27 protein-coding genes are annotated in these 24534 nt (G+C 64.2%); 15 read left to right on the forward strand and 12 right to left on the reverse strand.

Features of this window, described 5'->3' with window-relative positions; translation table 11 throughout:
- Nucleotides 1-38 precede the first annotated feature (38 nt).
- Nucleotides 39-1982: an autotransporter outer membrane beta-barrel domain-containing protein gene (locus tag AC2CQI_RS00775; protein ID WP_484578794.1), complete on the reverse strand. Its 1944-nt coding sequence runs from the start codon at nucleotides 1980-1982 to the stop codon at nucleotides 39-41.
- Between the two features lie 311 nt (nucleotides 1983-2293).
- Here AC2CQI_RS00775 and AC2CQI_RS00780 point away from each other — a divergent pair, with 311 nt between their 5' ends.
- The 5 genes from AC2CQI_RS00780 to ku all read left to right on the forward strand — a co-directional run bounded on the left by AC2CQI_RS00780 (nucleotide 2294) and on the right by ku (nucleotide 4899).
- Nucleotides 2294-2899 carry an SCO family protein gene (locus AC2CQI_RS00780; RefSeq protein WP_484578795.1) on the forward strand — a complete coding sequence of 202 codons (606 nt, stop codon included), beginning with the start codon at nucleotides 2294-2296 and terminating at the stop codon, nucleotides 2897-2899.
- Nucleotides 2893-3372, forward strand: a complete 480-nt coding sequence (locus AC2CQI_RS00785; RefSeq protein WP_484580566.1) for a copper chaperone PCu(A)C — start codon at nucleotides 2893-2895, stop codon at nucleotides 3370-3372. The genes AC2CQI_RS00780 and AC2CQI_RS00785 overlap by 7 nt, the downstream gene beginning before the upstream one ends.
- 234 nt (nucleotides 3373-3606) lie before the next feature.
- A complete protein-coding gene (locus AC2CQI_RS00790) occupies nucleotides 3607-3780 on the forward strand; it encodes a con-10 family general stress protein (protein WP_075805168.1) in 174 nt (57 codons plus the stop codon).
- A gap of 101 nt (nucleotides 3781-3881) precedes the next feature.
- Entirely contained in the window at nucleotides 3882-4061 is a 180-nt protein-coding gene (locus AC2CQI_RS00795; protein ID WP_075805167.1) for a hypothetical protein, read from the forward strand.
- A 16-nt stretch (nucleotides 4062-4077) separates the two neighbouring features.
- Nucleotides 4078-4899: a non-homologous end joining protein Ku gene (gene ku / locus AC2CQI_RS00800; RefSeq protein WP_484578796.1), complete on the forward strand. Its 822-nt coding sequence runs from the start codon at nucleotides 4078-4080 to the stop codon at nucleotides 4897-4899.
- 118 nt (nucleotides 4900-5017) lie between these two features.
- Here the strand turns inward: ku and AC2CQI_RS00805 are convergent, their stop codons facing one another.
- Genes AC2CQI_RS00805 through ligD form a run of 5 tightly spaced genes read right to left on the reverse strand, consistent with a single transcriptional unit; the run spans nucleotide 5018 to nucleotide 10503 of the window.
- Nucleotides 5018-5671 carry a glycosyltransferase family 2 protein gene (locus AC2CQI_RS00805; RefSeq protein WP_484578797.1) on the reverse strand — a complete coding sequence of 218 codons (654 nt, stop codon included), beginning with the start codon at nucleotides 5669-5671 and terminating at the stop codon, nucleotides 5018-5020.
- The gene (locus AC2CQI_RS00810) at nucleotides 5668-6267 is read right to left on the reverse strand and encodes a class I SAM-dependent methyltransferase (RefSeq protein WP_484578798.1); all 600 of its coding nucleotides are present in this window, start codon (nucleotides 6265-6267) and stop codon (nucleotides 5668-5670) included. Before AC2CQI_RS00810 ends, AC2CQI_RS00805 begins: the two co-directional genes overlap by 4 nt.
- Complete coding sequence (locus AC2CQI_RS00815) at nucleotides 6264-7016, reverse strand: PIG-L deacetylase family protein (protein ID WP_484578799.1); 753 nt, start codon at nucleotides 7014-7016, stop codon at nucleotides 6264-6266. Before AC2CQI_RS00815 ends, AC2CQI_RS00810 begins: the two co-directional genes overlap by 4 nt.
- Nucleotides 7013-8056 carry an acyl-CoA dehydrogenase family protein gene (locus AC2CQI_RS00820; protein WP_484578800.1) on the reverse strand — a complete coding sequence of 348 codons (1044 nt, stop codon included), beginning with the start codon at nucleotides 8054-8056 and terminating at the stop codon, nucleotides 7013-7015. The genes AC2CQI_RS00815 and AC2CQI_RS00820 overlap by 4 nt, the downstream gene beginning before the upstream one ends.
- Nucleotides 8057-8067: 11 nt before the next feature.
- Entirely contained in the window at nucleotides 8068-10503 is a 2436-nt protein-coding gene (gene ligD / locus AC2CQI_RS00825) for a DNA ligase D (RefSeq protein WP_484578801.1), read from the reverse strand.
- A 152-nt stretch (nucleotides 10504-10655) separates the two neighbouring features.
- On the opposite strand from ligD, the gene AC2CQI_RS00830 reads away from it, so the two are divergent.
- Nucleotides 10656-11123 (forward strand): phosphotransferase system, HPr-related protein, encoded by a 468-nt coding sequence (locus AC2CQI_RS00830; RefSeq protein WP_484578802.1) that lies wholly within the window; start codon nucleotides 10656-10658, stop codon nucleotides 11121-11123.
- 18 nt (nucleotides 11124-11141) lie between these two features.
- Nucleotides 11142-11378 carry a metallothionein gene (locus AC2CQI_RS00835; protein WP_484578803.1) on the forward strand — a complete coding sequence of 79 codons (237 nt, stop codon included), beginning with the start codon at nucleotides 11142-11144 and terminating at the stop codon, nucleotides 11376-11378.
- A gap of 42 nt (nucleotides 11379-11420) precedes the next feature.
- Here AC2CQI_RS00835 and AC2CQI_RS00840 read toward each other — a convergent pair whose 3' ends face one another.
- Nucleotides 11421-11792, reverse strand: coding sequence for a Rho termination factor N-terminal domain-containing protein (locus tag AC2CQI_RS00840; RefSeq protein WP_484578804.1), 372 nt, complete (start codon nucleotides 11790-11792; stop codon nucleotides 11421-11423).
- A 25-nt stretch (nucleotides 11793-11817) separates the two neighbouring features.
- Nucleotides 11818-12735 carry a DUF72 domain-containing protein gene (locus tag AC2CQI_RS00845; RefSeq protein ID WP_484578805.1) on the reverse strand — a complete coding sequence of 306 codons (918 nt, stop codon included), beginning with the start codon at nucleotides 12733-12735 and terminating at the stop codon, nucleotides 11818-11820.
- Between the two features lie 237 nt (nucleotides 12736-12972).
- Between AC2CQI_RS00845 and AC2CQI_RS00850 the strand changes: the two genes are divergently transcribed.
- From AC2CQI_RS00850 to AC2CQI_RS00870, 5 genes are all read left to right on the forward strand, one after another.
- The gene (locus tag AC2CQI_RS00850; protein ID WP_075805156.1) at nucleotides 12973-13389 is read left to right on the forward strand and encodes a low affinity iron permease family protein; all 417 of its coding nucleotides are present in this window, start codon (nucleotides 12973-12975) and stop codon (nucleotides 13387-13389) included.
- 2 nt (nucleotides 13390-13391) lie between these two features.
- On the forward strand, nucleotides 13392-13943 hold the full coding sequence (locus AC2CQI_RS00855) for an ATP-dependent Clp protease proteolytic subunit (RefSeq protein WP_075805155.1): 552 nt from the start codon (nucleotides 13392-13394) through the stop codon (nucleotides 13941-13943).
- Between the two features lie 229 nt (nucleotides 13944-14172).
- Nucleotides 14173-15057, forward strand: a complete 885-nt coding sequence (locus AC2CQI_RS00860; RefSeq protein WP_075805154.1) for an EamA family transporter — start codon at nucleotides 14173-14175, stop codon at nucleotides 15055-15057.
- A 138-nt stretch (nucleotides 15058-15195) separates the two neighbouring features.
- Entirely contained in the window at nucleotides 15196-15387 is a 192-nt protein-coding gene (locus AC2CQI_RS00865) for a hypothetical protein (RefSeq protein ID WP_075805153.1), read from the forward strand.
- Nucleotides 15388-15557: 170 nt separating this feature from the next.
- Nucleotides 15558-15860, forward strand: a complete 303-nt coding sequence (locus AC2CQI_RS00870) for a hypothetical protein (RefSeq protein ID WP_484578806.1) — start codon at nucleotides 15558-15560, stop codon at nucleotides 15858-15860.
- 99 nt (nucleotides 15861-15959) lie between these two features.
- Here the strand turns inward: AC2CQI_RS00870 and AC2CQI_RS00875 are convergent, their stop codons facing one another.
- Entirely contained in the window at nucleotides 15960-16292 is a 333-nt protein-coding gene (locus AC2CQI_RS00875) for a hypothetical protein (RefSeq protein WP_081430311.1), read from the reverse strand.
- A 445-nt stretch (nucleotides 16293-16737) separates the two neighbouring features.
- Here AC2CQI_RS00875 and AC2CQI_RS00880 point away from each other — a divergent pair, with 445 nt between their 5' ends.
- The gene (locus tag AC2CQI_RS00880) at nucleotides 16738-18219 is read left to right on the forward strand and encodes a DASS family sodium-coupled anion symporter (protein ID WP_484578807.1); all 1482 of its coding nucleotides are present in this window, start codon (nucleotides 16738-16740) and stop codon (nucleotides 18217-18219) included.
- Nucleotides 18220-18247: 28 nt separating this feature from the next.
- Here AC2CQI_RS00880 and AC2CQI_RS00885 read toward each other — a convergent pair whose 3' ends face one another.
- The 3 genes from AC2CQI_RS00885 to AC2CQI_RS00895 form a co-directional block, all read right to left on the reverse strand.
- Nucleotides 18248-18796 (reverse strand): cupin domain-containing protein, encoded by a 549-nt coding sequence (locus AC2CQI_RS00885; RefSeq protein WP_009408871.1) that lies wholly within the window; start codon nucleotides 18794-18796, stop codon nucleotides 18248-18250.
- A gap of 183 nt (nucleotides 18797-18979) precedes the next feature.
- On the reverse strand, nucleotides 18980-20161 hold the full coding sequence (locus tag AC2CQI_RS00890) for an MFS transporter (RefSeq protein ID WP_484578808.1): 1182 nt from the start codon (nucleotides 20159-20161) through the stop codon (nucleotides 18980-18982).
- Between the two features lie 178 nt (nucleotides 20162-20339).
- Entirely contained in the window at nucleotides 20340-21596 is a 1257-nt protein-coding gene (locus AC2CQI_RS00895) for an OprD family porin (RefSeq protein WP_484578809.1), read from the reverse strand.
- 149 nt (nucleotides 21597-21745) lie between these two features.
- Here AC2CQI_RS00895 and AC2CQI_RS00900 point away from each other — a divergent pair, with 149 nt between their 5' ends.
- Entirely contained in the window at nucleotides 21746-22939 is a 1194-nt protein-coding gene (locus AC2CQI_RS00900; RefSeq protein ID WP_484578810.1) for a Bcr/CflA family multidrug efflux MFS transporter, read from the forward strand.
- Nucleotides 22940-23103: 164 nt separating this feature from the next.
- Nucleotides 23104-24477: a nucleotide 5'-monophosphate nucleosidase PpnN gene (gene ppnN / locus AC2CQI_RS00905; protein WP_484578811.1), complete on the forward strand. Its 1374-nt coding sequence runs from the start codon at nucleotides 23104-23106 to the stop codon at nucleotides 24475-24477.
- Nucleotides 24478-24534 lie beyond the last annotated feature (57 nt).

Here is a 24534-nt window from a genome sequence, read left to right on the forward strand (position 1 = left end):
AGCGATGAGGCCCGAAAGTTCACCACATCACTGGATGCTTAGAACATCCATTGCACCCCCACCGAATACCCCGCCTGATTCCCTTCATCATGGGCAAACCGGGTATTGGCCTCGGCAAACACCCCCAGTTGCTCGGTCACCATCAACTGTGCCCCAAGCTGCGCGCGCCCGAAGCTCTTGTCGACGTCTCCGGGTTCAGCCACCCGCACCCGCCCGTCGGCCCGGGCCGTCAGATCGATCTCGTCCAGCCGCCCCTCCGCCAGTTCCCGCACCCAGCGCACGCTGGCGTAAGGCTTGACCACCATCCCGGCGCCAAGCCCCAGCTGGCCATGCAGGCGCCAGCCGAGGCTGGCTTCCAGCGCGTCGTAATCCTGTTTCTCGTACCCAAGCGCGGTGCGCAGCGCCTCGTCCTCGCTGAAGTCGTCGATGCGGTAATGAACGTAATCCAGCCCGGCCAGCGGCCCGGTCTTCAAACCGCCGATGTCGAAGTCATAGCCACCCTCGACCCGCGCGCCCCAGAACAGCGCCGAGGTATCCCCGGACAGCCGCTGGTCCAGCAACACCGGCCCGCCATTGGCCTGGATGAACACCGAGCGCCGCGTGTCGAAACGGGTATGCCCGCCACTTAGCTCACCCGCCAGCCACTGAGGACCGCCATCGTTGAGCAAGCCGAACACGCCGACCTGCCAGGTGTCGCCTTCGACCCGGCCACCATGGTCCAGGCTGTCGCGGCTGCGCTCGAAGCTCAGGCTGGCACCGACGCTCGCGGCATCGCTCAGGCGGTAGTCGCCCAGCACATGCACGCCAACGCGCTTCGACTCGGGATTGCCCGCCATGTCGAAGCCACTGTCCGGCGACACTTCGCCTTCCACGCCAACCTCGCCATCGAACGTACCCACGGCCCGCTCGCTGCCCAGCAAGCTCAGCCAGCGTCGGTCATGCAGGCGCGTCATGGCCTGGTGCTGGCGTTGCAACTGGTCTTCCATCTGCCGCGCCATGGCCCCGCCCGAGGCGGTGGAGGCGAGCAGGTCGGCGTTGGTCAGTTCCAGCACCAGGCGCGTCAGCAGGCGCGAAAAGTCGCGCAGGCGCTGGTCGATGCGTTCCTGGCCGAAGGCGCCGGTGAGCACGGTCTGGTTATCTTCGTTGGGGTCGTGCCAGGTGGAGCCGCCCGGGATCGCCGGGTTGTCGGTCTGCTCGTAACCGTCGAGATCGCCCAGTTCCCAGTTGGTCGCCTCGATGAACAGCACTGGCACGTTCAGCCCCTCGAAGCTTTCGCCGTCGCTGCAACAGCCGGTGCCGGCGGGGTAATCGGCGTTGAGGCCGGGGTTGGTGAACAGGTCGATCTTCAGTTCCTGGGCGATGCGCAACAGCTGGTCGCGGTAGGCGCCGAGGGCCGGGTTGGCGACCGCATTGCTGCCGGCGTGGGCATACATCCTGTCGCCGGTGATCAGGCTGTCGAGGTTGATCATCCCCAGCAGGTTGGCGCGCTGGCTGCCGTCCAGGGAGGCGACATAGGCCCGCGAACCGCGCAACCCTTCCTCCTCGGCACCAAAGCCGACCACTTCCAGGCCATTCTCCAGCTGCACGCCGCCGAGGTTGCGGGCGATCTCGGTCAGCACCGCGGCGCCTGAGGCGTTATCGTCCAGCCCTTGCAGGGTCGGGCGGCCGAAGTAGGTATCGAAGTGGGCGCCAAGCACCACGTAGTTGCTGCTGGTCCCGGCGGCGGAGGCGATGACGTTTTGCGAGCTGCGATTGCCGGCCCAGGTGAAGTCCTGGCGGCTGGTCTGGTAGCCGTAGCCCAGTTGCGTTTCCATCCAGTCCGCAGCGCCGGCGAAGCTGGCGGTACCGCGGTAGCGGCCGGGATAGTCGTGGATCAGGCGGTCGAGGGTCTGGCTGGCGTAGTCCCCGTAGTCGTAGGCCCCGGCCCCCAGAGGCAGCAGGGCGGATCCGAGGGCGACGGCGATGGCGAGTGGTTTGAGCACGGCACTTGTCCTTGTGTGTCGGTAGGCGTTGGCATCTTGGCGATGCGTCGGCGGGACGACAGCAGGAAGCGGGCCGATTTGTGACAAATGTGTGTAATTTGTCGGATTTGTCCGGTGTTGTTGACGGAATCGGCACAGATTGTTTAATGCCTTGTTACGTTTTTACGTCACCTTCTGCGACACCACGCCGCACCCTTCGGGCGCTGTGCGCTGGCCCCTCCCTGCCTTGCGTGCGAAAATGCCGCCCCGTGAAAAGCCGGAAACAAACGGCTTCCCTGCGCAAGCGTGCACCCTCCCCAAAGGATGGTTACATGAATGATCTACTGACCCGGCGTACGGTTCTCGCCGGGCTCGGCCTGGCGGGGCTTGCGGCCCTGACCGGCTGCGATACCTCGCCCAAGCTCGATTTCAAGTACGGCAAGGACCTGAGCAACAAGATCCTCGGCCGCTCCTTCAAGCTCCAGGATGTCCACGGCGATACCTACGCGCTGTCGAGCTTCTACGGCTCGATGCCGATGGTGTTCTTCGGTTTCACCCAGTGCCCGGCGATCTGCCCGACCACCCTGGCGCGTGCGGTGCAGATCAAGAAGCTGATGGGCCGCGATGGCGACTTCCTCAAGGTGATCTTCATCACCCTCGATCCGGAACGCGACACGCCGCAGATACTCGAAGACTACGTGAAGGCCTTCGACCCGACCTTCACCGCACTGTCCGGCACCCCGGAACAGATCGCGGCCACCGCCAAGGAATTCGGTGTGTTCTACGAGAAGGTGCCGTTGGGCGACAGCTATACCGTGTCGCACTCGTCCACCAGTTTCGTCTTCGACTCCCGCGGCCGCCTGCATCTGGGGCTGTCCCATTCGCTGACCGCGAAAGAGTGCGCCGAAGACCTGCTGACCCTGATGGAGATCTGCTGATGCTGCCTGTTCGTAAAACCCTGGCCGTCCTGGCCCTGTGTGGCGCCGCCCTGCCGGCGCTGGCGCAAACCACCGTGGAAAACGCCTGGGCCCGCGCCACCGTGGCCAACCAGCCGACGTCCGGTGCCTTCATGACCCTCACCTCGGATACCGATGCGCGGCTGGTTGCCGTGCAGTCGCCGGTTGCCAAGACCGTCGAGATTCATGAGATGAAGATGAATGGCGACGTGATGACCATGGGCCCGGTCAACGGCCTCGACCTGCCGGCCGGCAAGGCGGTGAGCCTGGATGCCAACGGTTATCACGTGATGCTGATGGGCCTGACGCACCAGCTCAAGCAAGGCCAGGAAGTGCCGCTGACCCTGGTGATCGAGGATGCCAAGGGCAACAAGGAAAACCTCGAGATCAAGGCGCCCGTACGCTCCTTGACCGAGGGTGAGCCGGAGATGAAGCACGGTCACGTGCATCAGTAACGGCCACCGGCCTCATCGCTGGCAAGCCAGCTCCCACAGGGATTGTGTGGGGCTCGCCGGCGATGAGGCCAGTAGCAACACCACAAATACCTGGCACCCCAAACACCCCCCTCCCGCTATTTCCCGCCACCCGTCCGACCGCCCCGAATCAAAGCGAATCCCTGCCCTGAACCGGACCCCCAAGTCATGTACGGCAAACGTCGTGCATCCCTAGTTTCTATGAGGTGAAAGATCATGGCTAACAATGAAAACCGCACTGGCTCCAAGCAAGGTGGCAACCCGGGCAACTTCGCCAACGATCGGGAAAAAGCCTCCGAAGCCGGTCGCAAGGGCGGGCAACATTCGGGCGGCATGAATCAGGACCGGCAGAAACCCCAGGACACCGGCCGCAAAGGTGGTCGCTCCTGATGCAGCAGTGAAGTAATTGGCGGGGCATGCACATGCCCCGTCCGTCTGGCGCATCGTGGCCCTGCCTCGGTGCGCCGTTTGCTTTTGCGGAGGAATCGGCCATGAACAAGGGCGCAGCCATGCTTCTGCTGTCCGGCCTGCTGGCGCTGGGCGGCTGTTTCGACAATTCCAACCACCCCGGCAAGGACTCCGATCCGAGCAAGCCGTCATTGCAGATGCAGCAACCGCAATCGGAAAGTCCGGCTTCGCAGCTGGCGCCGAGCAAGGACAGCGACAACTGACCTTCGGGAGTTCGCCATGCCACGTGCAATCTGGAAAGGTGCGATCAGCTTCGGCCTGGTGCATATCCCCGTTGCCCTGACCACCGCAGTCAGCAGCCAGCGCATCGACTTCGACTGGCTCGACCAGCGCAGCATGGACCCGGTGGGCTACAAGCGGATCAACAAGGTCACCGGCAAGGAGGTGACCAAGGAACATATCGTCAAGGGCGTCGAGGTGGAGAAGGGCCGCTATGTGGTGATCAGCGAGGAGGAGATCCGCAAGGCCCGGCCCGAGGCGACCCAGACCATCGATATCTTTTCCTTCGTCGAGGCCGGGGAGATTCCCTTGCAGCAGTTCGAGACGCCGTATTACCTGGCGCCGGACAAGCGCGGGGGCAAGGTCTATGCGTTGCTGCGCGATACCCTGGAAAGCACTGGCAAGGTGGCCTTGGCCACGGTGGTTTTGCATACCCAACAGCATCTGGCGTTGGTGCGGCCACTGGAGGAAGCCTTGGTGTTGATTACCTTGCGCTGGCCGGATGAAGTACGCGGTCTCGACAGCCTGGAACTGGACAGCAGCGTGACCAAGGCCAAGGCGAGCAAGGCCGAACTCGACATGGCCAAGCGCCTGGTCAAGGACATGAGCGGCAGCTGGACGCCTGGGGATTACCACAACGAGTTTCGCCAGACCATCATGGACCTGGTGGAGGAGAAGGCGGCCAAGGGCAAGATCGCCACGGTGGAACAGCCGGACGAGGAGGGCGAGGGCAAGGGCGCGGACATCATCGACCTGACCGAGTTGCTCAAGCGCAGTCTCGGTGGGAAGCCGAAGAAGAAGGCTGCGCGCAAAGCTTCATGATTGTTGGTGTTTTACTGGCCTCATCGCTGGCAAGCCAGCTCCCACAAGGACCGCGTGCATCGCCGGACCTGTGGGAGCTGGCTTGCCAGCGATGAGGCCATCAGCAACACAGCAAGTCTTACAGTTGCAGCGACCGCAGATAATCCCCAAACCCACCCCGCGCCCGGCTGTCCATGCGGCTGCTGGTCGACACACTGTTCAACGCCGTCCACACGATAGTCGCCCCGCACGCCTCCAGATCCTGGATCAACTGCACATCCTCGTTCAGCGCCAACGGCCGGAACCCGCCCACCCGCTGATAGGCTCGGGCACAGATCCCCAGGTTGGCCCCATGGATATGCCGGTGCCCCTCGCGCATCTGGTAATGCCCGAGATAACGTTCACGCAGCGCCTGGTCCTGATCCGGCTGCCATTCCTCGATATGCACCGTGCCGCACACCGCATCGGCGGCGAAGCCCAGTTGGCACAGCAGCCAGTCCGCCGGCACGCAACTGTCGGCATCGGTACAGGCCAGCCACTGCGCACCGCGTTGCAGCATCAGTTCGGCCCCGGCCCGGCGCGCCTGGCCGACATTGCGCACATCGACCTCCAGCGTCTCCACGCAAAACCCGCGGGTGATCTCGGCACTGGCATCCGTACAGCGATCCAGTACCACCACGATCCCGACCTGGTGCCCGGCACCTTCAGCGGCGCGGGCAGCGGTTCGAACGGCCGCCAGGCAGCGCGGCAAAGTGTCCGCTTCGTTATGTGCAGGAATGATCACGGCAATCATGGGCAGGTCTCGTCCAGGTCGATCACGCTGGGCTGGCAACTCCAGTACTCCAGCAAAAAGTCCGCTTCTTCGTGGCGCAGCACGCGGTACAGCGGCAAACGCTGCTCCAGCAGGGCATGTACCTGACGCCCGTCCTGCGGGCAGCCGTCGATCGGGTGCAGCCAGTGGCAGGCCAGCAGCGCTCCATCGGCGTTCAGGCTGGCCACCGCCTGCTCGATCACCTGTAGCCACTGCGCCGGGTCCAGGTAGTAGCCGATCTCGCCGAGGACGATCAGGTCGAAATTGCCGCCCGGCCAGTCCCCCGGCAGGTGTCCCTGTTCGACCTGGACACCTGGCAAGTGGGCGAGGCGCTGGCGGGCGAGGGAAACGGCGGTGGCGTCGAGGTCATGGCAGACCAGTTCGCTACAACGCTCGGCAAGCGCTGCACTCAGTTCGCCATTGGCACAGGCCGGCTCGAAGATGCGTTCGTAGAACTGCTTTGGCAGGCTGGCCATGATCAGGTCGCGCTTGCGCTTCTCGTACCAGCGGGTGCGAAAGGCCCAGGGGTCGTCGCTGGCGGCGAACAGGTTGGCGAAGTAACGGGCATCGACACTCATCGGAACACCAGTTCGAAAGGTTGCATCAGGCATTCGAGCGTTTCCGCCGGCAGCACCGGCGGGCGCTCGCCATCGGTTTCCAGTTGGCTCACATGGGCCGTGATCGCCTGCTGCTTGCGTTGCAGGGCATCGGCATCCAGTTGCACCTTGTACGCCCGCTCCCAGGGCAGGCGCGTGTCCTCCGGCTCGGCCCAGTACCAGGCCCATACCGGCACCTCCAGCAAGGCCACGCTCTTGGCCTGCGCTGCCTGGGCGCAGGCACGGCCGACGGCCTCGTGATCGCAGTGGCCATCGCCGCGCCAGGTGCAGAGGAGTTGGTCATCCGCGCGCAGCAGCTGGCTCAGGTGATTGACCAGGAAGGCCTCGTCCCGGGCCACGGCGGTGTCCTTCAACGACAGGCGCTGCCAGTCCAGCGTCTGCACATCGAGGCCGAGCTTGTGCAGGGCGTTGCGGCTTTCCTGTGGGCGCTGGCGGCGCAGGCGGTGTTCGGTCCACTGCACGGAGCCGGGGTGACTGGCCTCGCCATCGGTGACCGAGATCAGCAGCAGGTCCGCTTCACGGCCGCGCAAGCTGGCGAGCAGGCCGCCGCAGGCGAGGATCTCGTCGTCGGGATGGGGCGCCACCACCACCAGGCGCCGCCCCGGCGGGCACAGCTGCTGCGGGGTGATCCAGGTGGCCCGGGCCAGGTGAGCCGAGTGCTGCCATTGCTCGGGCCGGGTCGCCGGGCCCTTGAACAGGTCTTCGCTCATAGCTGCCAGGCTCCCGCGGGCATGCCCGCCAGTTGTCGGCCGAGCACGGCGAGATCGCGTTCGGCGTGGCTCTGGCGCAGGAATACCGGCAGGTCTGCGGCAAGCCGGGCGAAATGGCTGTTGTGGCAAAACGGCGTGGCGCCCAGGGCGCGACCGACATGCTCGATCACCCGGTTCACCGCCTGTTCCACCTGGGCCCGGGTGCGCCGCACAGGCAGCTCGGCATCGCTGCCCGGGTTGGCGTCGATCCAGCCCGCGCACTCGCGCAAGGTCGCACGGGCACCGCACAGGGCGGCATCGACTGTGCCCAGGTGCGCCTCGGCGTGCGGGTCGGGGCGTGGCTTGCGGCAGTGCTCGCGCAGGTAATCGGCCAGCGCCTCGGCGGCGCCGTACCAGCAGGCGGCAATACCTGCGCCGCCGTGCCAGAACCCGGGGCGCGACAGGTACTGGCCCGGCGCGCCGATGGCCCGGGCCGGTGAGTCATTGAACTCCATGACCACGCTGGAGGTGGTCGACATGCCCACCGCCTGCCAGCCCTCGGCAATGATTCGCTGGCTCGGATGAGACAGCTCGATCGCCACCAGTTGCGGCTGATCATGCCTGTCCCAGGCGGTGAGCAGCGCGTTGTCGATCTGCAAGGCGCCGGAACACCAGGCCTTGCGCCCCTCCAGCAGCACCCGCTCGCCATCGCGCTCGACGATGCGCACCCGTGCATCTGGCGGTTCCGCAGCCCACACGCCCCAGATGCCCTGGCCGACCTTGTGGCTGGCGCCGCATTCGGAAAGGATCGCCAGGGCATCGGTGTGGCCCTCGTACAGCTTGGCCAGGCTCAGGTCGCAGCCGGCGACCCGGGCCAGGGTCTGCCAGCGTTGCAAGGTATGGCCCTGGCCGGGCAGGGGCAGCAGGTCGAGATGATCCTGTTGCAGCGATTGCAGGATCAGCGGCAACTGGGTGTCCAGATGCAGCGCCTGGGGACGCTGGGTGAAGCTGCGCAGCAGGGTGTCGAGGCTGCCCAGGTCGAAGTCCTGGATGATGCTCATACGTGGCTCCTTCACTTCAGGCCGAGTTTCTTGCGCATGGCGGCGGTGATCGACTGGCGAGTGGCGGCGTAGTCCTTCCACGGGTCGTTGCCGTCCGCCAGGCGCTCGTCGATGGTGGCCAGGGTCCAGTGGTTGGCGCCCTTGAGCCCGGCCAGTTCCTCCGGCCAGATTGGTACCGACACGGGCATGCCCTCGCGGGCCCGCAGCGACCAGGCGCAGACGGTGGTGGCTCCCTGGCCGTTGCGCAGGTAGTCGATGAAGATCCGCCCGACCCGGTTCTTCGGCCCGGACACCGCCGACAGCCGGTCCGGGAACAGCCCGGCCATGTGGCTGACGATGGCGTGGCTGAAATCCTTCACCTCGTCCCAGCCGGCCTTGCGCTGTAGTGGCACCACCACGTGGATGCCCTTGCCGCCGCTGGTCTTGAGGAAGCAGCGCAGGCCCAGTTCTTCGAGCAGGGTGAGGGTCAGGGTGGTGGCCTCGACCATGGCTTTCCAGGGCAGCTTAGGGTCCGGGTCGAGGTCGAGGATGAAGCGGTCCGGGCGCTCGAACTGCTTGTCGGTGGCGTTCCAGGTGTGCAGTTCGAGGGTGTTCATCTGCACCGCGCCGAGCAGAGTGTCCTGGCGATTGATCACCATGGCGGCCTGGCCTGCCTCGTCCTTGCCGTAGGTTTTGACATGGGGCAGGTCGAGCTGGGCGGCGTTCTTCTGGAAGAACAGCTCGCCGGCCAGCCCGTCCGGGGCGCGGACCAGTGCGACCGGGCGATCCTTGAGGTGTGGCAGGATCAGCTTGCCGACCTTGGCATAGTACTCGGCGATGTCCAGTTTGCGGGTGTGGCTGGTGGCATCGATGATGCGCTCGGGATGGGTCAGGCGCATCTGCCTGGCGGTGCTTTTCCTGGCGGTCATGGGACGCTCCAGAGTGATCGCGCTGGCTGGCTTGTCGTTGCGCAGGCCATGGAACACTGCATGGCGGACGATGCCTTCGCGGGTCATCTGGGCGAAGCTGATTTCGGCCAGCAGATGCGGCTTGAGCCAGTGCACGCCACGGGCCTCGGCACCGCTCGGTGGCTTGTCCAGCGCCGGCCGGGACACTTCCAGCGGTTTGAGTTGCCGATGCAGAGTGTGCAGGGTGTCGGTGCTGAAACCGGTGCCCACCTTGCCGGCGTAACGCAACTGCTTGCCATCGTGCAGGCCCAGCAGCAGGGCGCCGAAGGCGGCGCGACTGCCCTTCGGATCGGTGTAGCCGAGCACCACGAACTCCTGGCGTTGCTGGCACTTGAGCTTGATCCAGTCGCTGCTGCGCCGTTCCACATAGGTGCTGTCGCGACGCTTGCCTATCAGGCCTTCGAGATTCATCCGGCAGGCGCTGGCAAGCAGCGAGGTCACCGGTTCATCGAAGTCGGCGGAGTAGCGCACTTCAGGCGGCGGATCGGCGAGCAGCTTTTCCAGGGCCGCGCGGCGCTCGTGCAAGGGGTGCTGGCGCAGGTCGTGGCCATCGAGCCAGGGCAGGTCGAACAGGTAGTAGAGAATGCGTTCGTCGTGCTCGGTGTCGAAGGCGTTCTGCAGTGCCTGGAAGTCGGCCACGCCGTTCTCGTCGGCTACCACCATCTCGCCGTCGAGCCAGGCGGATTTCAGCTTGAGCTTCTTGAGCGCGGCCACCTGGCGCGGCATCTTCGCCGTCCAGTCATGGCCATTGCGGGTGAACAGACGCACCTCGCCGTCATCGATGCGGGCCAGGATGCGATAGCCGTCGAACTTGATTTCGTAGCGCCAGGCGCCTTGCGGTGGAGCGTCCACCAGGGTTGCCAACTGCGGCTTGAGTGTGGCGGGCAGCGGCGCCTTGCGCGTTTTTTTCTTCGCCGTAGCGGGCTTGGGCGCGGGTGTCGCATTGGGCAGGGTGCGATCGCTGAGCACGCTGTCCGGCGCGGCTTCGAGAATGTCGTAGTCGCTTTCTTCACGGGCCTGGGCGTCTGCTGACTTGACCAGCATCCACTGTTCTTTCTTGCCGGCCAGGCGCGTGCGGAACAGGTTCCAGCGCCCGCCCAGCTTTTCCCCTTGCAGTTCGAAGCGCAGATGACCTTTGGCATAGCCTTGATGGGGATCGCCTTCGGGAATCCAGATGCCGCGATCCCAGACGATCACATCACCGGCGCCATAGTGACCTTCGGGGATATGCCCCTCGAAGCCGGCGTAGTCCAGCGGATGGTCTTCGACATGCACGGCGAGGCGCTTGACCTTCGGGTCCAGCGACGGGCCCTTGGGCACCGCCCAGCTTTTCAGGGTGCCATCCAGTTCCAGGCGGAAGTCGTAATGCAGGTGGCTGGCGTCATGTTTCTGGATGCAGAACTGCAGCGCCTGGCCTTTGCCACGGGCGCGCTTGCCACTGGGTTCAGGGGTGGCGGTGAAGTTGCGCTTGCGCTGGTATTCCTCGAGGGGCTTGGCCATGGCGGATGCTCTGTCTCCGGCGTCTTACCAAGTGGGAGAGGACGCGCGGGAGCGGAGTTCAATCGGCGTGGCGACCGGGTGGCAGAAAGACTGAATCATTCTTCGCGGCGGCGAGTCGACTCAGGTACAGCTCATCCGCAAGCGAGGTTGCCATGAACGAGAAAAGTGAAAAGCCTGCCAGCCATGTGCCGCAGGAGATCGACGACATCCAGGACCGCATGGGCGAAATGCGTGAGCTGGATTTCAGCGACCGCCACGACGAGCGTCAGGGCCGCGCCGGCGATGCGCGGTCGGCGGAAGAGGTGAATCGCGAGTTTCCCGCCGAGCGGGTTGAGCGCAGCGGCATGACCGGGGGGGAAGCCCTCAGTGAAAGCCTGCATGAAGACAACGTCACCTACGACGACCTGAGTCCCGACACCCTCTACGACCAGACCGGTGCCCGCGATCCGTCCGAACGTGGCGGTGCCGGGCCTGTGGACCAGCAACTGCGGCGGGTCGACGAAGACGAAATCGGTGGCGGCATCGGCCTCGATGAAGCCGAGCTGGCACGCTCGGCGCCGCTGGACGGCAAGCCCTGGACCGACCGGGTGTCGTCTGCTGACGGCGATGAAGAAGCCTGAGTGAAGGAGGAAACGATCATGAGCGAACAACACTGTGCCTGCCCCGGTTGTACCTGCGAAGTGGACGCCAATGCCGTGCAGGTGGGCGGCGAAGCCTATTGCTGCAAGGCCTGCGCGAGCGGGCATGCCAATGGCGAGCCGTGCCGCATGAGTGAATGCCATTGCGGGGATGACAAGGCGAAGCAGCCGGATGAGGAGAATGTGGATAACGCGTTGGAGGAGACCTTCCCGGCGAGTGATCCGATCTCGCCTTGAACGTGAAGATGACGCGGACCCTGTGGTCCGCGTCGTTTCCTTTTACTTGGCTAGTGCCTTGACCAGATCCGCCTTCCTCATCGTCGATCTCCCCGCAATGTTCTGCTTGCGCGCCTTGTCCATCAGCTCGGCCTTGGTCAGTTGCTCCAGCGGCTGATCCGGCCGCGGTTCACCCTGCCGGGTCTTCACCGCGCGTTGCGCTGAGGACTGCCGCGACTTGTGTTTAGCGCTCTCACTCTTCTTCTGCCCGGAACCCCCGGCCTTCTCGCCGCCGCCGGACTGCTTGTTGACCGTGGCCCAGGCACGGGCTTCGGCTTCATCCCTGGGCACGCCCTTGGCCTCGTAGCTGTCCTCGATACGCGCGGCCTTGCGCTTCTGTTCCTCGGTGTACTTGGCTTTGCTTCCGCGTGGCATGGGTGTGGTCTCCGATTATCCATGGCTACAGGGGTGGGTCCGGCAGTTCGCCCGGCGCCGTTTGCAGGTGGGCATCGAGCTTCAATCGATGCAGCAGTGCCCGCGCGTCGAACGGCGCACGGACTTTCAAGTCGTTGTCGAAGTAGCAATAGATCGCCTTGGCACTTTTGGTCGCGGCCTCCCGTGGACCGGCCAGATGGGCGTCGCCAGGTTGCTTGCCGTGACTCCAGGTGCGGATACGCCGGGCCCAACGCTGCAGGGCGCTATCGGTATAACCGCTGGAATACAGCTCGGCATCGCCGTGCAGACGCAGATAGACGAAATCGGCAGTCAGGTCTTCCAGCAGCGGCCATTTGCCGGCGGTATCGGCAACCACCAATGCCACTTTGTGCTTGCGCAGCAGCTCGATGAAGGCCGGGTCGCGGAAGCTGTCGTGGCGAATCTCCACGGCATGGCGCACTTGCCCCTTGTCATCGTGGTCGAATGCACCGTCTTTCTTCATCCGCGCGGCGCAGTGCCGGGCGCATTGACTGGCGGCGGCCTGATCGTGGGGCAGGCGCTGGAGAAAATCGGCGAAGCGCTGCGAATCGAACTTCAGGCTCGGCGGAAACTGCCAGAGGATCGGCCCTAGCTTGGCGCCCAGTTGCAGCGGCCCGGAGGCAAAGAAATTGGCCAGCGGCTCGTCAATCTCCTTGAGCCGCCGCACATGGGTGATATAGCGCGGCGCCTTGACCGCGAAGACAAAGTCATCCGGCGTGGCATCGCGCCATTCGGCATAGCGTTGCGGAGTTTGCAGGGCATAGAAGGAACCGTTGATCTCGATGCTGTTCACCGCGCGCGAAGCGAACGCCAGCTCTTTCGCCTGGACCAGCCCCTCGGGGTAGAAGACCTTGCGCCACGGGGCATAGCGCCAGCCGGAAATGCCGATGCGGATCTCGCTCACGCCGTCGTTCCTTACACTGTTCGTTAAGGGTGCGACTGGCGTGGCTGAGTGTGGGTTCAGGAGGGTGGACGAATGGCGGGAAGAAAAAAGCCCCGTCAGGCGGGGCTTGGAAATTCGCAGTTGGCGAGAAGATGTTCGGCGTAAAGCGTAGATGTATTGCCAAAACTGAACTTTGCCCCCGCCAGCCTTTCCACCGAATGTCGGCCCCGACGCGCGCGACACGACGAGGAAGCCACCATGAAGTTTTCCCGCTTTGCCCAGAAGCTGGCCAGTTGGACCGGCCGCCCCACGACCTTCTTCATTGCCTTCGCCTTGGTCCTGGTCTGGGCAATCAGTGGCCCGCTGTTCCATTTCAGCGATACGTGGCAACTGGTGATCAATACCTCGACCACCATTGTCACCTTCCTCATGGTGTTCCTGATCCAGAACACCCAGAACCGCGATACCGACGAGTTGCATATCAAGATCGACGAGTTGCTGCGCGCTACCCGCCGGGCGCATAACGCCCTGCTCGGGCTCGATGATCTGGACGCGAAGCAACTGTCTGAGTTGCGCCAGCGCTACGAGCATATAGACGCGCTCGCCGATGACACGGGGGCTGACAAGCAGCTCCGCAACCCTCACGCAGACCCAGGGAAGCACTCCACGAGGTGACCATGGCCAGTCATATCATTCATTTCACCGGACCGATCAACGCCTCCACCTGCGGCAATCTGATCAGCACCTGCTCCAAGGCGCTGCAACAGGGCGCCGAACGTTTGCAGGTGAATATCGCCACCATGGGCGGGGAGTGCAGCTACGGTTTCAGCCTGTACAACTTCCTGCGTTCGCTGCCGGTGCCGGTGGATACCCATAACCTCGGCACGGTTGAGTCGATGGGCAACATTCTCTTTCTCGCCGGTGAGCGGCGTAGCGCCTGTGCCTTGAGCAAGTTCCTGTTCCATCCCTTCCACTGGACCTTGCATGGCTCGGTAGACCATGCGCGGATGGCCGAGTATGCGATGAGCCTGGACTACGACCTGCAGCTCTATGCGCAGATCGTCGCCGAGCGGACCCGGGGGGCGCAGGAGGTGCTGGATATTCCTCGGTACCTGATGGCGCATCCGCGGATCGTTACGCCCGAGGAAGCCATTCGCTGTGGGTTGATCCAGGCGGTGGATGACTCGGTGATCGGGGTGGATGTGGTGCAGTGGAGTGTGCATGCCTAGTGGCTGAACTTGAGGGCCTCATCGCTGGCAAGCCAGCTCCCACAGGTTTTGCGGTGTACGCGGTCCCTGTGGGAGCTGGCTTGCCAGCGATGAGGCCCTTGTGGATTGCATCATTTTCGAGCGTCCCGCCACCTGCTGGTGCGCCCGCAGCCTGACTTTCCTTTGCTGTCACCCCTCCGCCTAATGACGATATGATGTTTCAAATTATTACGCGCGCAATGGGGGAAAAATGCCGCTCAAGGATTTGTTGCTGGCGCTGGTGGTGATCGTTGCCTGGGGCCTGAACTTCGTGGTGATCAAGGTCGGGCTGGACGGTTTGCCGCCGATGTTGCTGGGGGCGCTGCGTTTCATCCTGGTGGCCTTTCCGGCCGTATTCTTCATCCGTCGGCCGCAGTTGCCGTGGCGCTGGCTGATCGCCTACGGCTCGACCATCTCCCTCGGCCAGTTCGCCTTCCTCTTCGAGGCCATGCACAACGGCATGCCGCCGGGCCTGGCTTCGCTGGTGCTGCAATCCCAGGCCTTCTTCACCATGATCTTCGCCGCCGTGTTCCTCGGTGAGCGCCTGCGTGCGGCCAGCGTCCTCGGGCTGCTGGTGGCGGCAGGCGGGCTGGCGCTGATCGGCAGCGAGAACGGCAGCCACGTGCCCATGCTGGCCCTGGTCCTGACCCTGTGCGGCGGTGCCTGCTGGGGGATCGGCAATATCATCACCCGGCGTTTCGGCAAGATCGACCTGGTGGCCCTGGTGATCTGGGGCGCGCTGATTCCGCCACTGCCGTTCCTGGCCCTGTCCTGGTACCTGGAAGGCCCGGCGCTGATCGAATCGTCGCTGCGCAATATCGGGCTGAACTCGATCCTGTCGCTGATCTACCTGGCGGCGATCGCCACCATGCTCGGCTATGGATTGTGGAGCCGCCTGCTGTCGCGCTACCCGGCGGGGAAAGTGGCACCGTTTTCGCTTCTGGTTCCGGTGGTGGGGCTGACCTCTTCGGCCCTGCTGCTGGATGAGCGCCTGACGGCGATCCAGTGCTGGGGTGGCGTGCTGGTGATGCTGGGGCTGCTGATCAATGTGTTCGGGCCACGGCTGAAGGACGTGTTCAGGACCGCCCAGGCCTGAGGTGCCACTGGTCGGGCATCGATAAGATGACCGGCCAGTCTGCAAATGTCCGGCTAGTCTCTGGATTGTTGAGATCGATATTTTCAGGTTCTCCGGCTGGAGGATCGGTATCGGTCGCTTTCAGAGGGGAGCAGGAACATGAAGGATCAATTTCTCGAAGACCTCGGCGACGAATTCCCGATCAATTCCGTGGTGCGCTGCGGTCAGTCCGCCTTCCGCCTGGGCATTGGCCACATGACCCTGGACGATGCCCAGGGCACCTTCAAGGCGAAGATGCCTGCGCGCATCGAAAGCCGCCGCTTCCTCCCGGCTGCGCTGCCAAAACGCTGAACCAGAGCGCTTTCGGCTATTTGCCGAAAGCGCCGACGGGTACGCGGTTCGCGCCAATTGATGCCGCTTTGTTTGATTTCGCTCATTGCGCCGCCCAGCGGCGCTGGAGAGTGATGGCGATCTATGCCTTACTACGTGCCGTCAATGCGCTATTCCAGTGGAGGAAAGCAATGCGTATCAGGGAAGACAAATACTGGGAATGGGCGGATGCCGGGTTGCACAGCCGCAGCCATGATGAAGTGCTCAGCGACGGTACCAGCATCGATGTGCAGGTCCGGCTGTCGCGCACCGGTGCGACCCAACTGTTCCTCGGCGTGTATGCCCGCCACGGCAAGGCGTTGCTGGAGGAGTACTACCCGACACGACCGAGCGAAAGCATGAGCCGGGCGCTGGTCTGGGGTGTGGACCGGGCCAGGGCGATGGTTGCCGAATTGCAACCCGAGGAGCCACTGGCGATGCTGCGACGGGCATGAAAAAAGCTGCAAGCTACAAGCCGCAAGCTCCAAGAAAAAGCGACACCGGGTCCGCTTTTACTTGCAGCTTATAGCTTGAAGCTTGCAGCTTCGAAGGACTCAGCTGAGGCGGTCGATGACCTGAACGCCCTGGCCTTCACGCAGCGCTGGCCACTCCTGCTGCAGGGTTTCCAGCACGCGACCGACGAACTGGGTATCGGCGGCCGCTTTCTTGCCGACGTAGCCCTGGCCACGGCGGTACATCTTCATCCGGGCGCGCATGCCGGGTTTGCCCTGTTCGAATTCATCTTCGGTGGTGCAGGGCGACAGGCTGTCGATATGCACTTCACCTTCGTCGCAGATCCAGAGGATGTGGCTGTCGAGCGTGTCTTTGCGCGCAGCGAACAGTTTGGCCAGTTCCTGGATAGTCGGTTGTTCGTTCAAGTTCATCATTAAAGCCCCCATAACCCTTCAGTGGTTGATTCGTTCAGACTCGCGCTTCATGTAGCGCATCTACCAAGGCTGCTACAGCAGCATCGCAACAGGGGCTTTCTTCACTCTGCCTTTTGGACAGTCCCACTCCACGGACAACCCGAAAATCACTCGAATCGTCTGGAACACCCTTGCCAGCGCTCCCGATCGGGGAGACGAGTCCATCATGCAAGAGCCCGATGAACGGCGTCAACGGGTTTGTAGTGATTTTTTCTTATCACTACAAAAATGATGTCCCACGTATGTAGTTATTGCCGGGTTGTCCTACAAAACCTGCGGCAGCCTGATCCGTCAGGGCTTGATCGATGTCATTTTTTCCGCGAGAGCGCGGGAGGATGATCGAGGAGAACGGGCAAGCCGCGGAATAGAGCGCTTGCCAGCACTTCCCAAGGCAGCGAGGCAGGCCATGAATACGTCACCCACAACCGCGACCCTCCGGCCGGGTCTACCCATTGGCCTGCTGGTGGGCATCGCCGCCCTGATCGGCGTCCTGTTGCTGCCGCTGCCGAGCGATCTGCCGGTGGCGGGGCAGCGGGTCCTGGCGATCCTGGCCTTCGCCGTGGTCATCTGGATCACCGAGGCGGTGTCCTACGAAGCCAGTGCGATCATGATTACCTCGCTGTTGGCCTTTCTCCTCGGCACTGCGCCGACCCTGGCTGACCCGAACCTCACCTATGGCTCATCCGCCGCCGTGGGCATGGCCCTGACCGGGTTCTCCAATACCGCGCTGGCGCTGGTGGTCGGTGCGCTGTTCCTCGCCGCCGCCATGACCCATACCGGGCTGGACCGGCGCATCGCCCTGGTCACGCTCGACCGTATCGGCGTCAGCACGCGGCGCATTCTCCTTGGTGCGGTGGTGGTCACCATCCTGCTCAGCCTGGTCGTGCCCAGCGCCACCGCGCGCAGTGCCTGCGTGGTGCCGATCATGATGGGGGTGATCGCCGCCTTCGGCGTGGACAAGCGCTCGAACATCGCCGCCGGGATCATGATCATCGTCGCCCAGGGCACCAGCATCTGGAACATCGGCATCCAGACCGCCGCCGCGCAGAACCTGCTGACCGTGGGCTTCATGGACAAGATGCTTGGTGCCCGGGTGTCGTGGATCGACTGGTTGATCGCCGGTGCTCCGTGGGCGCTGCTGATGTCGGCGCTGCTGATCGTGGTGGTGCTGAAGATGCTGCCGCCGGAGACCGACAGCATTCCCGGCGGCAAGGCGGCGGTGGCCGAGCAGTTGGCGGCGCTGGGGCCGATGAGCGGGGCGCAGAAGCGCCTGCTCGGGGTATCGCTGGCGCTGCTGCTGGCCTGGGCCACCGAAGGCAAGCTGCACGGCTTCGACACTACCTCGACCACCTATGCCGGGCTGGTCCTGCTGTTGCTGCCGCGTTTCGGCGTGATGACCTGGAAGGACGTGCAGGCGCGGATTCCCTGGGGCACGGTGATCGTCTTCGGTGTCGGCATCAGTCTGGGCACCACGCTGCTGACCACCCAGGCCGGGCAATGGCTGGGTGCGCAGGTGGTGGCCCATACCGGGCTGGATCAACTGGGCACCCTGGGCGTGTTCGCCATTCTCGGGGCGTTCCTGATCCTGATTCACCTGGGCTTCGCCAGTGCCACCGCGCTGACTTCGGCGCTGCTGCCGATCCTGATCGCCGTGTTGCAGACCCTGCCGGGAGATTTCAACCGGCTGGGCATGACCATGGTCCTCGGCTTCGTGGTCAGCTACGGCTTTATCCTGCCGATCAACGCGCCGCAGAACATGGTGTGCCTGGGCACGGAAACCTTCAACGCACGGCAGTTCGCCAAGGTCGGCCTTGTCGTGACCCTGGTTGGTTACCTGCTGATGCTGGTGTTCGCCGCCACCTGGTGGCACTGGCTGGGCTGGATGTGAAAACGGCGGCCTCAGGGCCGCCGTTTCATCAGAAGTTCGCCGGGGTGTTGGCGCTGATGATCTCGGCCTCGTCCTGGCCGATGTTCTTGAAGCTGTGGGGCAGGGTGGTGGGGAAGTAGTAGCCGTCACCGGAGTTGAGAATGCTTACCTGGCCATCGACCCGCAATTCGATGGTGCCACGGGTGACCAGGCCGCATTCCTCGCCTTCGGCATGGACGATCGGCTCCTCACCGGAGTCCGCGCCGGGGGCGTACAGTTCGCGCAGCATGCGCATCTGCCGGCCTTCGACACTGGCGCCGACCAGCAGCATGCGCATGCCACTGCGACCCAGGTCGGGCTGTTCGGCGGCGCGGAAGACAAAGCGTTCCTCCCGCGGAGGCTCGTCGAAGCTGAAAAACTCCGCCAGGGACATGGGAATGCCTTCGAGTAGTTTTTTCAGGGAACTGACCGAGGGGCTGACGCGGTTCTGCTCGATCTGCGAGATCGTCGAGTTGGTCAGGCCGCTGCGTCGGGCCAGTTCCCGTTGGGAGAGCTTGTTGCGTTCACGCACCAGTCTGAGTCGTGTCCCCGTGTCCATAGCCGCCTTGGTGTTGAGAAGAAAAAATGGGCGACGCATTAAAACACACTCGGCGGGGGTGTGTCGGGGCTGGATTTCCCTGCTGTTCTTTCGGGCCTCATCGCTGGCAAGCCAGCTCCCACAGGGACCGAGTGCACCGCGGACTTTGTGGGAGCTGGCTTGCCAGCGATGAGGCCCGACAGGTCACTTCTCTTTCGAGGTAGTCCAGAGACCGATCAGCAACAACAACCCCGCCGCCACCAGCCACGGCAGCCGGGCATCCAGGCTGTAGATCAAGGTCCCGGCCAGCGGCCCGATCACCACCCCGAGCCCCTGCATCGCGCCGATCGACCCGGCGGTAGCGCCCTGTTCCGAGGCTTCCACCGCATTCGCCGCCAGCGCCGCGAAGGCCGGGAAGATCCAGCCCATGCCGCCGGCGCAGATGAAGAAGCCGGCCGAAAGCATCAGGCTGTCCACGGCAAAGGCACTGACCACGAAGCCCAGCGCGCCGACACAGGCCCCGACGCGGATCATCCGCAGCGGCGGCCATTGCAGCTTGCGCACCAGCAACTGGGAGAAGATCAGCGCCACGCCGACCATGGTCAGGGCGATCCCCGCCGCCTGGGCCGCTGCGCCCGGTTCCAGGCCGAGGCGGTCAAGGGCGAAGAAGCCGACGGTGATCTGCGCCAGGGACACGCAGAGCATGGCGACGAAGGCCACCGCCAGCGGCCGGCGCAGGCGCGGGTCGTTCAGGCGTACCGGGCGTGGTGGCTGGGCCAGGTGCAGTTCCTGGCGTACCAGCTTGTGGCGCAGCACCAGCAGAGCCAGCAGCGGCAGGATTGCCAGGGCATACATCGGCAGGCTCAGGCTGAAGCGGGCGAGCAGGGCGGCCAGGGCCGGGCCGAGCACCAGGCCCACGGCGTTGGCAGCACCCAGTGAGGCCATGGCCTTGGCCCGGTTGGCCGGTTCGACGTTATCGGCGATCAGCGCATTGCTGCCCACCGGCAGCGCAGCATAGAACGCGCCGATGGCGCCGCGGCCGATCATCATCCCGACGAAAGCGATGGACGCCGGCGGCAGCCAGCGCAAGGCGCCGTCGATGAACAGGCACAGGGCCCAATAGGCGAGGGTGAAGCCGCCGGCACCGAGCAGCAGGATGCGGCGCCGGCCGTAGCGGTCGCTGGCGCGGCCCCAGGGGCGGGCCAGGAGCATCCAGATCACCCCGGAGACGGTCATGGCGGCACCGGCCTGCCAGGGGGCCAGTTGCAAGACCCGGGCGATGGGGCCGATCAGCGAGACGAAGGCCATCATGGCGATGGTGCAGGCCATGTGGGCGAAGAGCAGGGGGCGCAGGTCGAAGGCAGGGGCTACCTGGGCTTTGGTCATAAGAGGTCCTGTTTTTGTGGTGTTCTTCAGGGCCTCATCGCTGGCAAGCCAGCTCCCACAGGGATCGCATAACCTGTGGGAGCTGGCTTGCCAGCGATAGGGCCCGAAAGGCCGACCATTGTGCCCCGCCCTGAAACATTTCTTGAAGATAAAACCCGTATTTACGTTTTTTCTGTCCTCACCACAGCGCCACGGTATACCCAAGAATCAACCGGTTCTCATCGATATCAGTGGTCAACCCGCCACTGGAGCGAAACGTCGCATTCCTCAAGCGCACGCTGAAATTCTTCAACGGCCCGCTCTGCACCACATAGGCGATATCGGTGTCCCGTTCCCATTCCTTGCCGCCGCTGACCGTCGCCGTCTCGATGTGCTTGCCGTTCACATAGCGGGTCATGAAGCTCAGCCCCGGCAAGCCGAAGCTGGCGAAGTTGTAGTCATAACGGGCCTGCCAGGCATCGGTCTCGGCCTTGGTGAACACGTTCACCGTGACCAGGTTCACCGAGTAGGGATCCAGCCCCGGGTAGGCGAAATCACCGTCGCCGGAGAGGTTCTGGTAACCCAGGCCGAATTTATGCGCACCGACACCCAGGGTCAGCATGCCGTTGAAGAAGCGGTTGTCGATCTTCCCGCCATCCACCCGGTTCGCCGAACGCAGGGCGTCGTGGCCGCTTTCCCGGGTGTCGAAGTAGCGCAGGTCGCTGCGCAGGCTGACCCCGTCGCCGAGCGGCAGGTCATGCACCAGCCCGGCGTAGTGCTGGCGGTAGATGTCCTGCATGTCGGCGTAGTAGTAACTCAGCGCCAGATGCTGGGTGAGCGCATAGGTGCCGCCCGCGAGGTCCAGGTGGCTGCTTTCCACCCCGGCGTAGCTCATTTCGTCGTTGCTGGAGGAATCGCGCAGGTTCTGCTTGTCCAGGCGCCCGAGGTTGAAGGTCAGGCCGTCGATGTCCTGGGAAGTCAGCAGGCCGCCGCTGTAGGTGGACGGCAGCAGGCGCACATCGTTGATCGCCGCCACCGGCAACGCGGGTTGCAGGGTGCCGAGCTTGAGGGTGGTCTTGCTGATCCGCGCCTTGGCGGTCAGGCCCAGTTCGCTGAAGTCGTCCACCGGCTCCTGGCTGGCGCCGTAGGGCAGCAGGCCGGTGCCACGGCGATCGCGGCTGGAGTCGAGCTTGACGCCCAACTCGCCAAGGGCATCGACACCGAAGCCCAGCGTGCCTTCGGTAAACCCGGATTCCAGGCGCAGGATAAAGCCCTGCGCCCATTCCCGGGCCTGGCTCTGCGGTGCGTTGTCCTGGCGGAAATCACGGCTGAAGTAGAAGTTGCGGGCTTCCAGGCTGCCCTTGCTGTCCTTGATGAACTCGGCGTGGGCGAGAAACGGGGCGAGGGCGCTGCACAGGCCGGCAGCAGCCGCGCAGTGGCGACGGGAAAGAGACATCGATGGCATACCTTTTGTTCTTTTTGTGGTCTGGCCCGTGATGGGCTCGCGCTATAGTTAACATGTTATCTTTTGTTGCGTGAAGCCCTTTAGGTAAGCTTGCAGATAAAATTAAGATATTAACGTTATGTCCTGCTCGCGGAGCCCTGATGACCCGACCTTCCAACCCGGCGCGCCTGATCGTCCTGCTCGCCGCCCTGGTGGCCTTTGCGCCACTGTCCATCGACACCTACCTGCCCAGCCTGCCGCTGATCGCCAGCGACCTGCAGGCCAGTTCCGCCAGCGTGCAACTGACCATCAGCCTGTTCCTGGTCGGCCTGTGCCTGGGCATGCTGGTCTACGGGCCGCTGTCCGACCGCTATGGCCGGCGCCCGCTGTTGCTCGGCGGCATGGGCCTGTACCTGGTGGCGACCCTCGGCTGCATATTCGCCGGCTCCGTGGAGCAACTGGTGACCTGGCGCTTTTTCCAGGCCCTCGGCGGCGCGGCGGCAGCGGTATTGGCGCGGGCCATCGTGCGTGACCTGTTCGCCCTGGCCGAAGCGGCGAAAGTGCTGTCGCTGATGCACCTGGTAACCATGCTCGCGACCCTGGTCGCGCCGCTGCTGGGCAGCGTGCTGATGGACATGGGCGGCTGGCGCACGGTGTTCCTCGGCCTGCTGCTGTTCGGCACCCTGTGCCTGGTCGCCGCGGCGTGGAAAATCGGTGAAACCCATGCCCCGGACCAGCGCGGCGAATCCCTGGCCAAGGTCTTCCTCGCCTATTGGCATATCGCCACGCAGCCGTTGGCGCTGGGCTACATCCTGTGCATGGGCCTGGCCTTCGGCGGCATGTTCGCCTTCATCACCGCCTCGCCCTTCGTCTACATTGAGTTCTTCGGCGTATCGCCGCGCGGCTATGCCTGGCTGTTCGGCCTGAATGTGTTGGGGATCATCCTGATGACCCTGATCAATGCCCACCTGGTCAGTCGCCTCGGCCCGCTGCGCATGCTCGCGGTAGGCGCAGGGCTGGCCGGGCTGGCGGCGTTCGGGCTGCTGGTGACCGGCTTGAGTGGCTGGGGCGGGCTGGCGCTGATCGTCACCTGGGTGGTGCTCTACGTCAGCGTCACCGGTTTGCTCGGCGCCAACTGCGTGGCCAGTCTGCTGGCCCTGTTCCCGCGTCAGGCGGGCGCGGCGGCCGGGTTGGCGGTGGCTTGCCAGTTCGCCCTGGGCGCGCTGTTTTCCGCCGCAGTGAGTGCCCTGGCCGACGGTACGCCACGGCCGATGTGCCTGACCCTGGCCGTGGCCGGGCTGGGTTGCCTGGCGTGCTACGCAATGATCGCCCGAGGTGTCAGGCACAGGGCCTGAGCACGGAACGACAAGTCTTGGGAAGCGTCCATACTCAGTGAACCCCGGCGGTGTTTGCCTCATGCCGGGGCACCTGTTACAAACAGGTGCAAGACCCGCGCGTGCGGTGTTCACAACAGCGGTGCCACAGTGGTTCGCAGGCACCGAACAGCATGGAATCCAGAATGACCCAAAGACAGGTAATCAATGCTTCGGTCGCCCCCAAGGGTAGCCTGGAGACGCTTTCCCAACGTGAAGTCCAGCAACTGAGCCAGGCCGGCTCGGGCTCCATGTACAGCCTTTTCCGCCAGTGCGCCCTGGCCATCCTCAACACCGGCGCCCATGTCGACAATGCCAAGACCATCCTCGATGCCTACAAGGACTTCGAGGTCCGTTTCCACCAGCAGGACCGCGGCGTGCGCCTGGAACTGCTGAATGCCCCGGCCGACGCCTTCGTCGATGGCGAAATGATCGCCAGCACCCGGGAAATGCTCTTCAGCGCCCTGCGTGACATCGTCTACACCGAAAGCGAGCTGGACCGCCTGAACATCGACCTGGACAGCTCCCAGGGCATCACCGACTACGTCTTCCAGCTCCTGCGCAATGCGCGCACCCTGCGTTCGGGCGTCGATCCGAAGCTGGTGGTGTGCTGGGGCGGGCACTCAATCAGTAGCGAGGAATACCAGTACACCAAGAAGGTCGGCCACGAGCTGGGCCTGCGCAAGCTGGATATCTGCACCGGCTGCGGCCCGGGCGTGATGAAGGGCCCGATGAAGGGCGCGACCATCGCCCATGCCAAGCAGCGTATGAGCAGCGGCCGCTACCTGGGCCTGACGGAACCCGGGATCATCGCCGCCGAGGCGCCGAACCCGATCGTCAACGAACTGGTGATCCTGCCGGACATCGAGAAGCGCCTGGAAGCCTTCGTCCGGGTCGGCCACGGCATCATCATCTTCCCGGGCGGCGCCGGTACGGCGGAGGAGTTCCTCTACCTGCTGGGCATTCTCATGCACCCGGACAACCGCGACCTGCGCTTCCCGGTGATCCTCAGCGGCCCGCGCAGTGCCGAGCCGTACATGCAGCAGTTGAACGCCTTTATCGGCGCGACCCTGGGTGAAGCGGCGCAGAGCCTGTACCAGATCATCATCGACGACCCGGTGCAGGTGGCGCGGGTGATGACCGAGGCGCTGAAGGAAGTGAAGCAGTTCCGTCGCGAGCGCAACGACGCCTTCCATTTCAACTGGCTGCTGAAGATCGAAGAGGGTTTCCAGCGTCCGTTCGACCCGACCCACGCCAACATGTCGGCGCTGCAACTGAGCCGCTCGCTGCCGCCCCATGAGCTGGCGGCGAACCTGCGCCGGGCGTTTTCCGGGATCGTCGCGGGGAACGTGAAGGACAAGGGGATTCGGCTGATCGAGGAACATGGACCGTACGAGATCCATGGTGATGCCGAGATCATGGGGCCGCTGGACAAGCTGTTGCAGGCGTTCGTCGAGCAGCACCGGATGAAGTTGCCGGGTGGGGCGGCTTATGTGCCGTGTTATCGGGTAGTGGCGTAGCGCTTCAGGGCCTCATCGCTGGCAAGCCAGCTCCCACAGGTTTGGACTGCCCCCAAG

This window comes from Pseudomonas sp. P2S-1, from assembly GCF_057197725.1.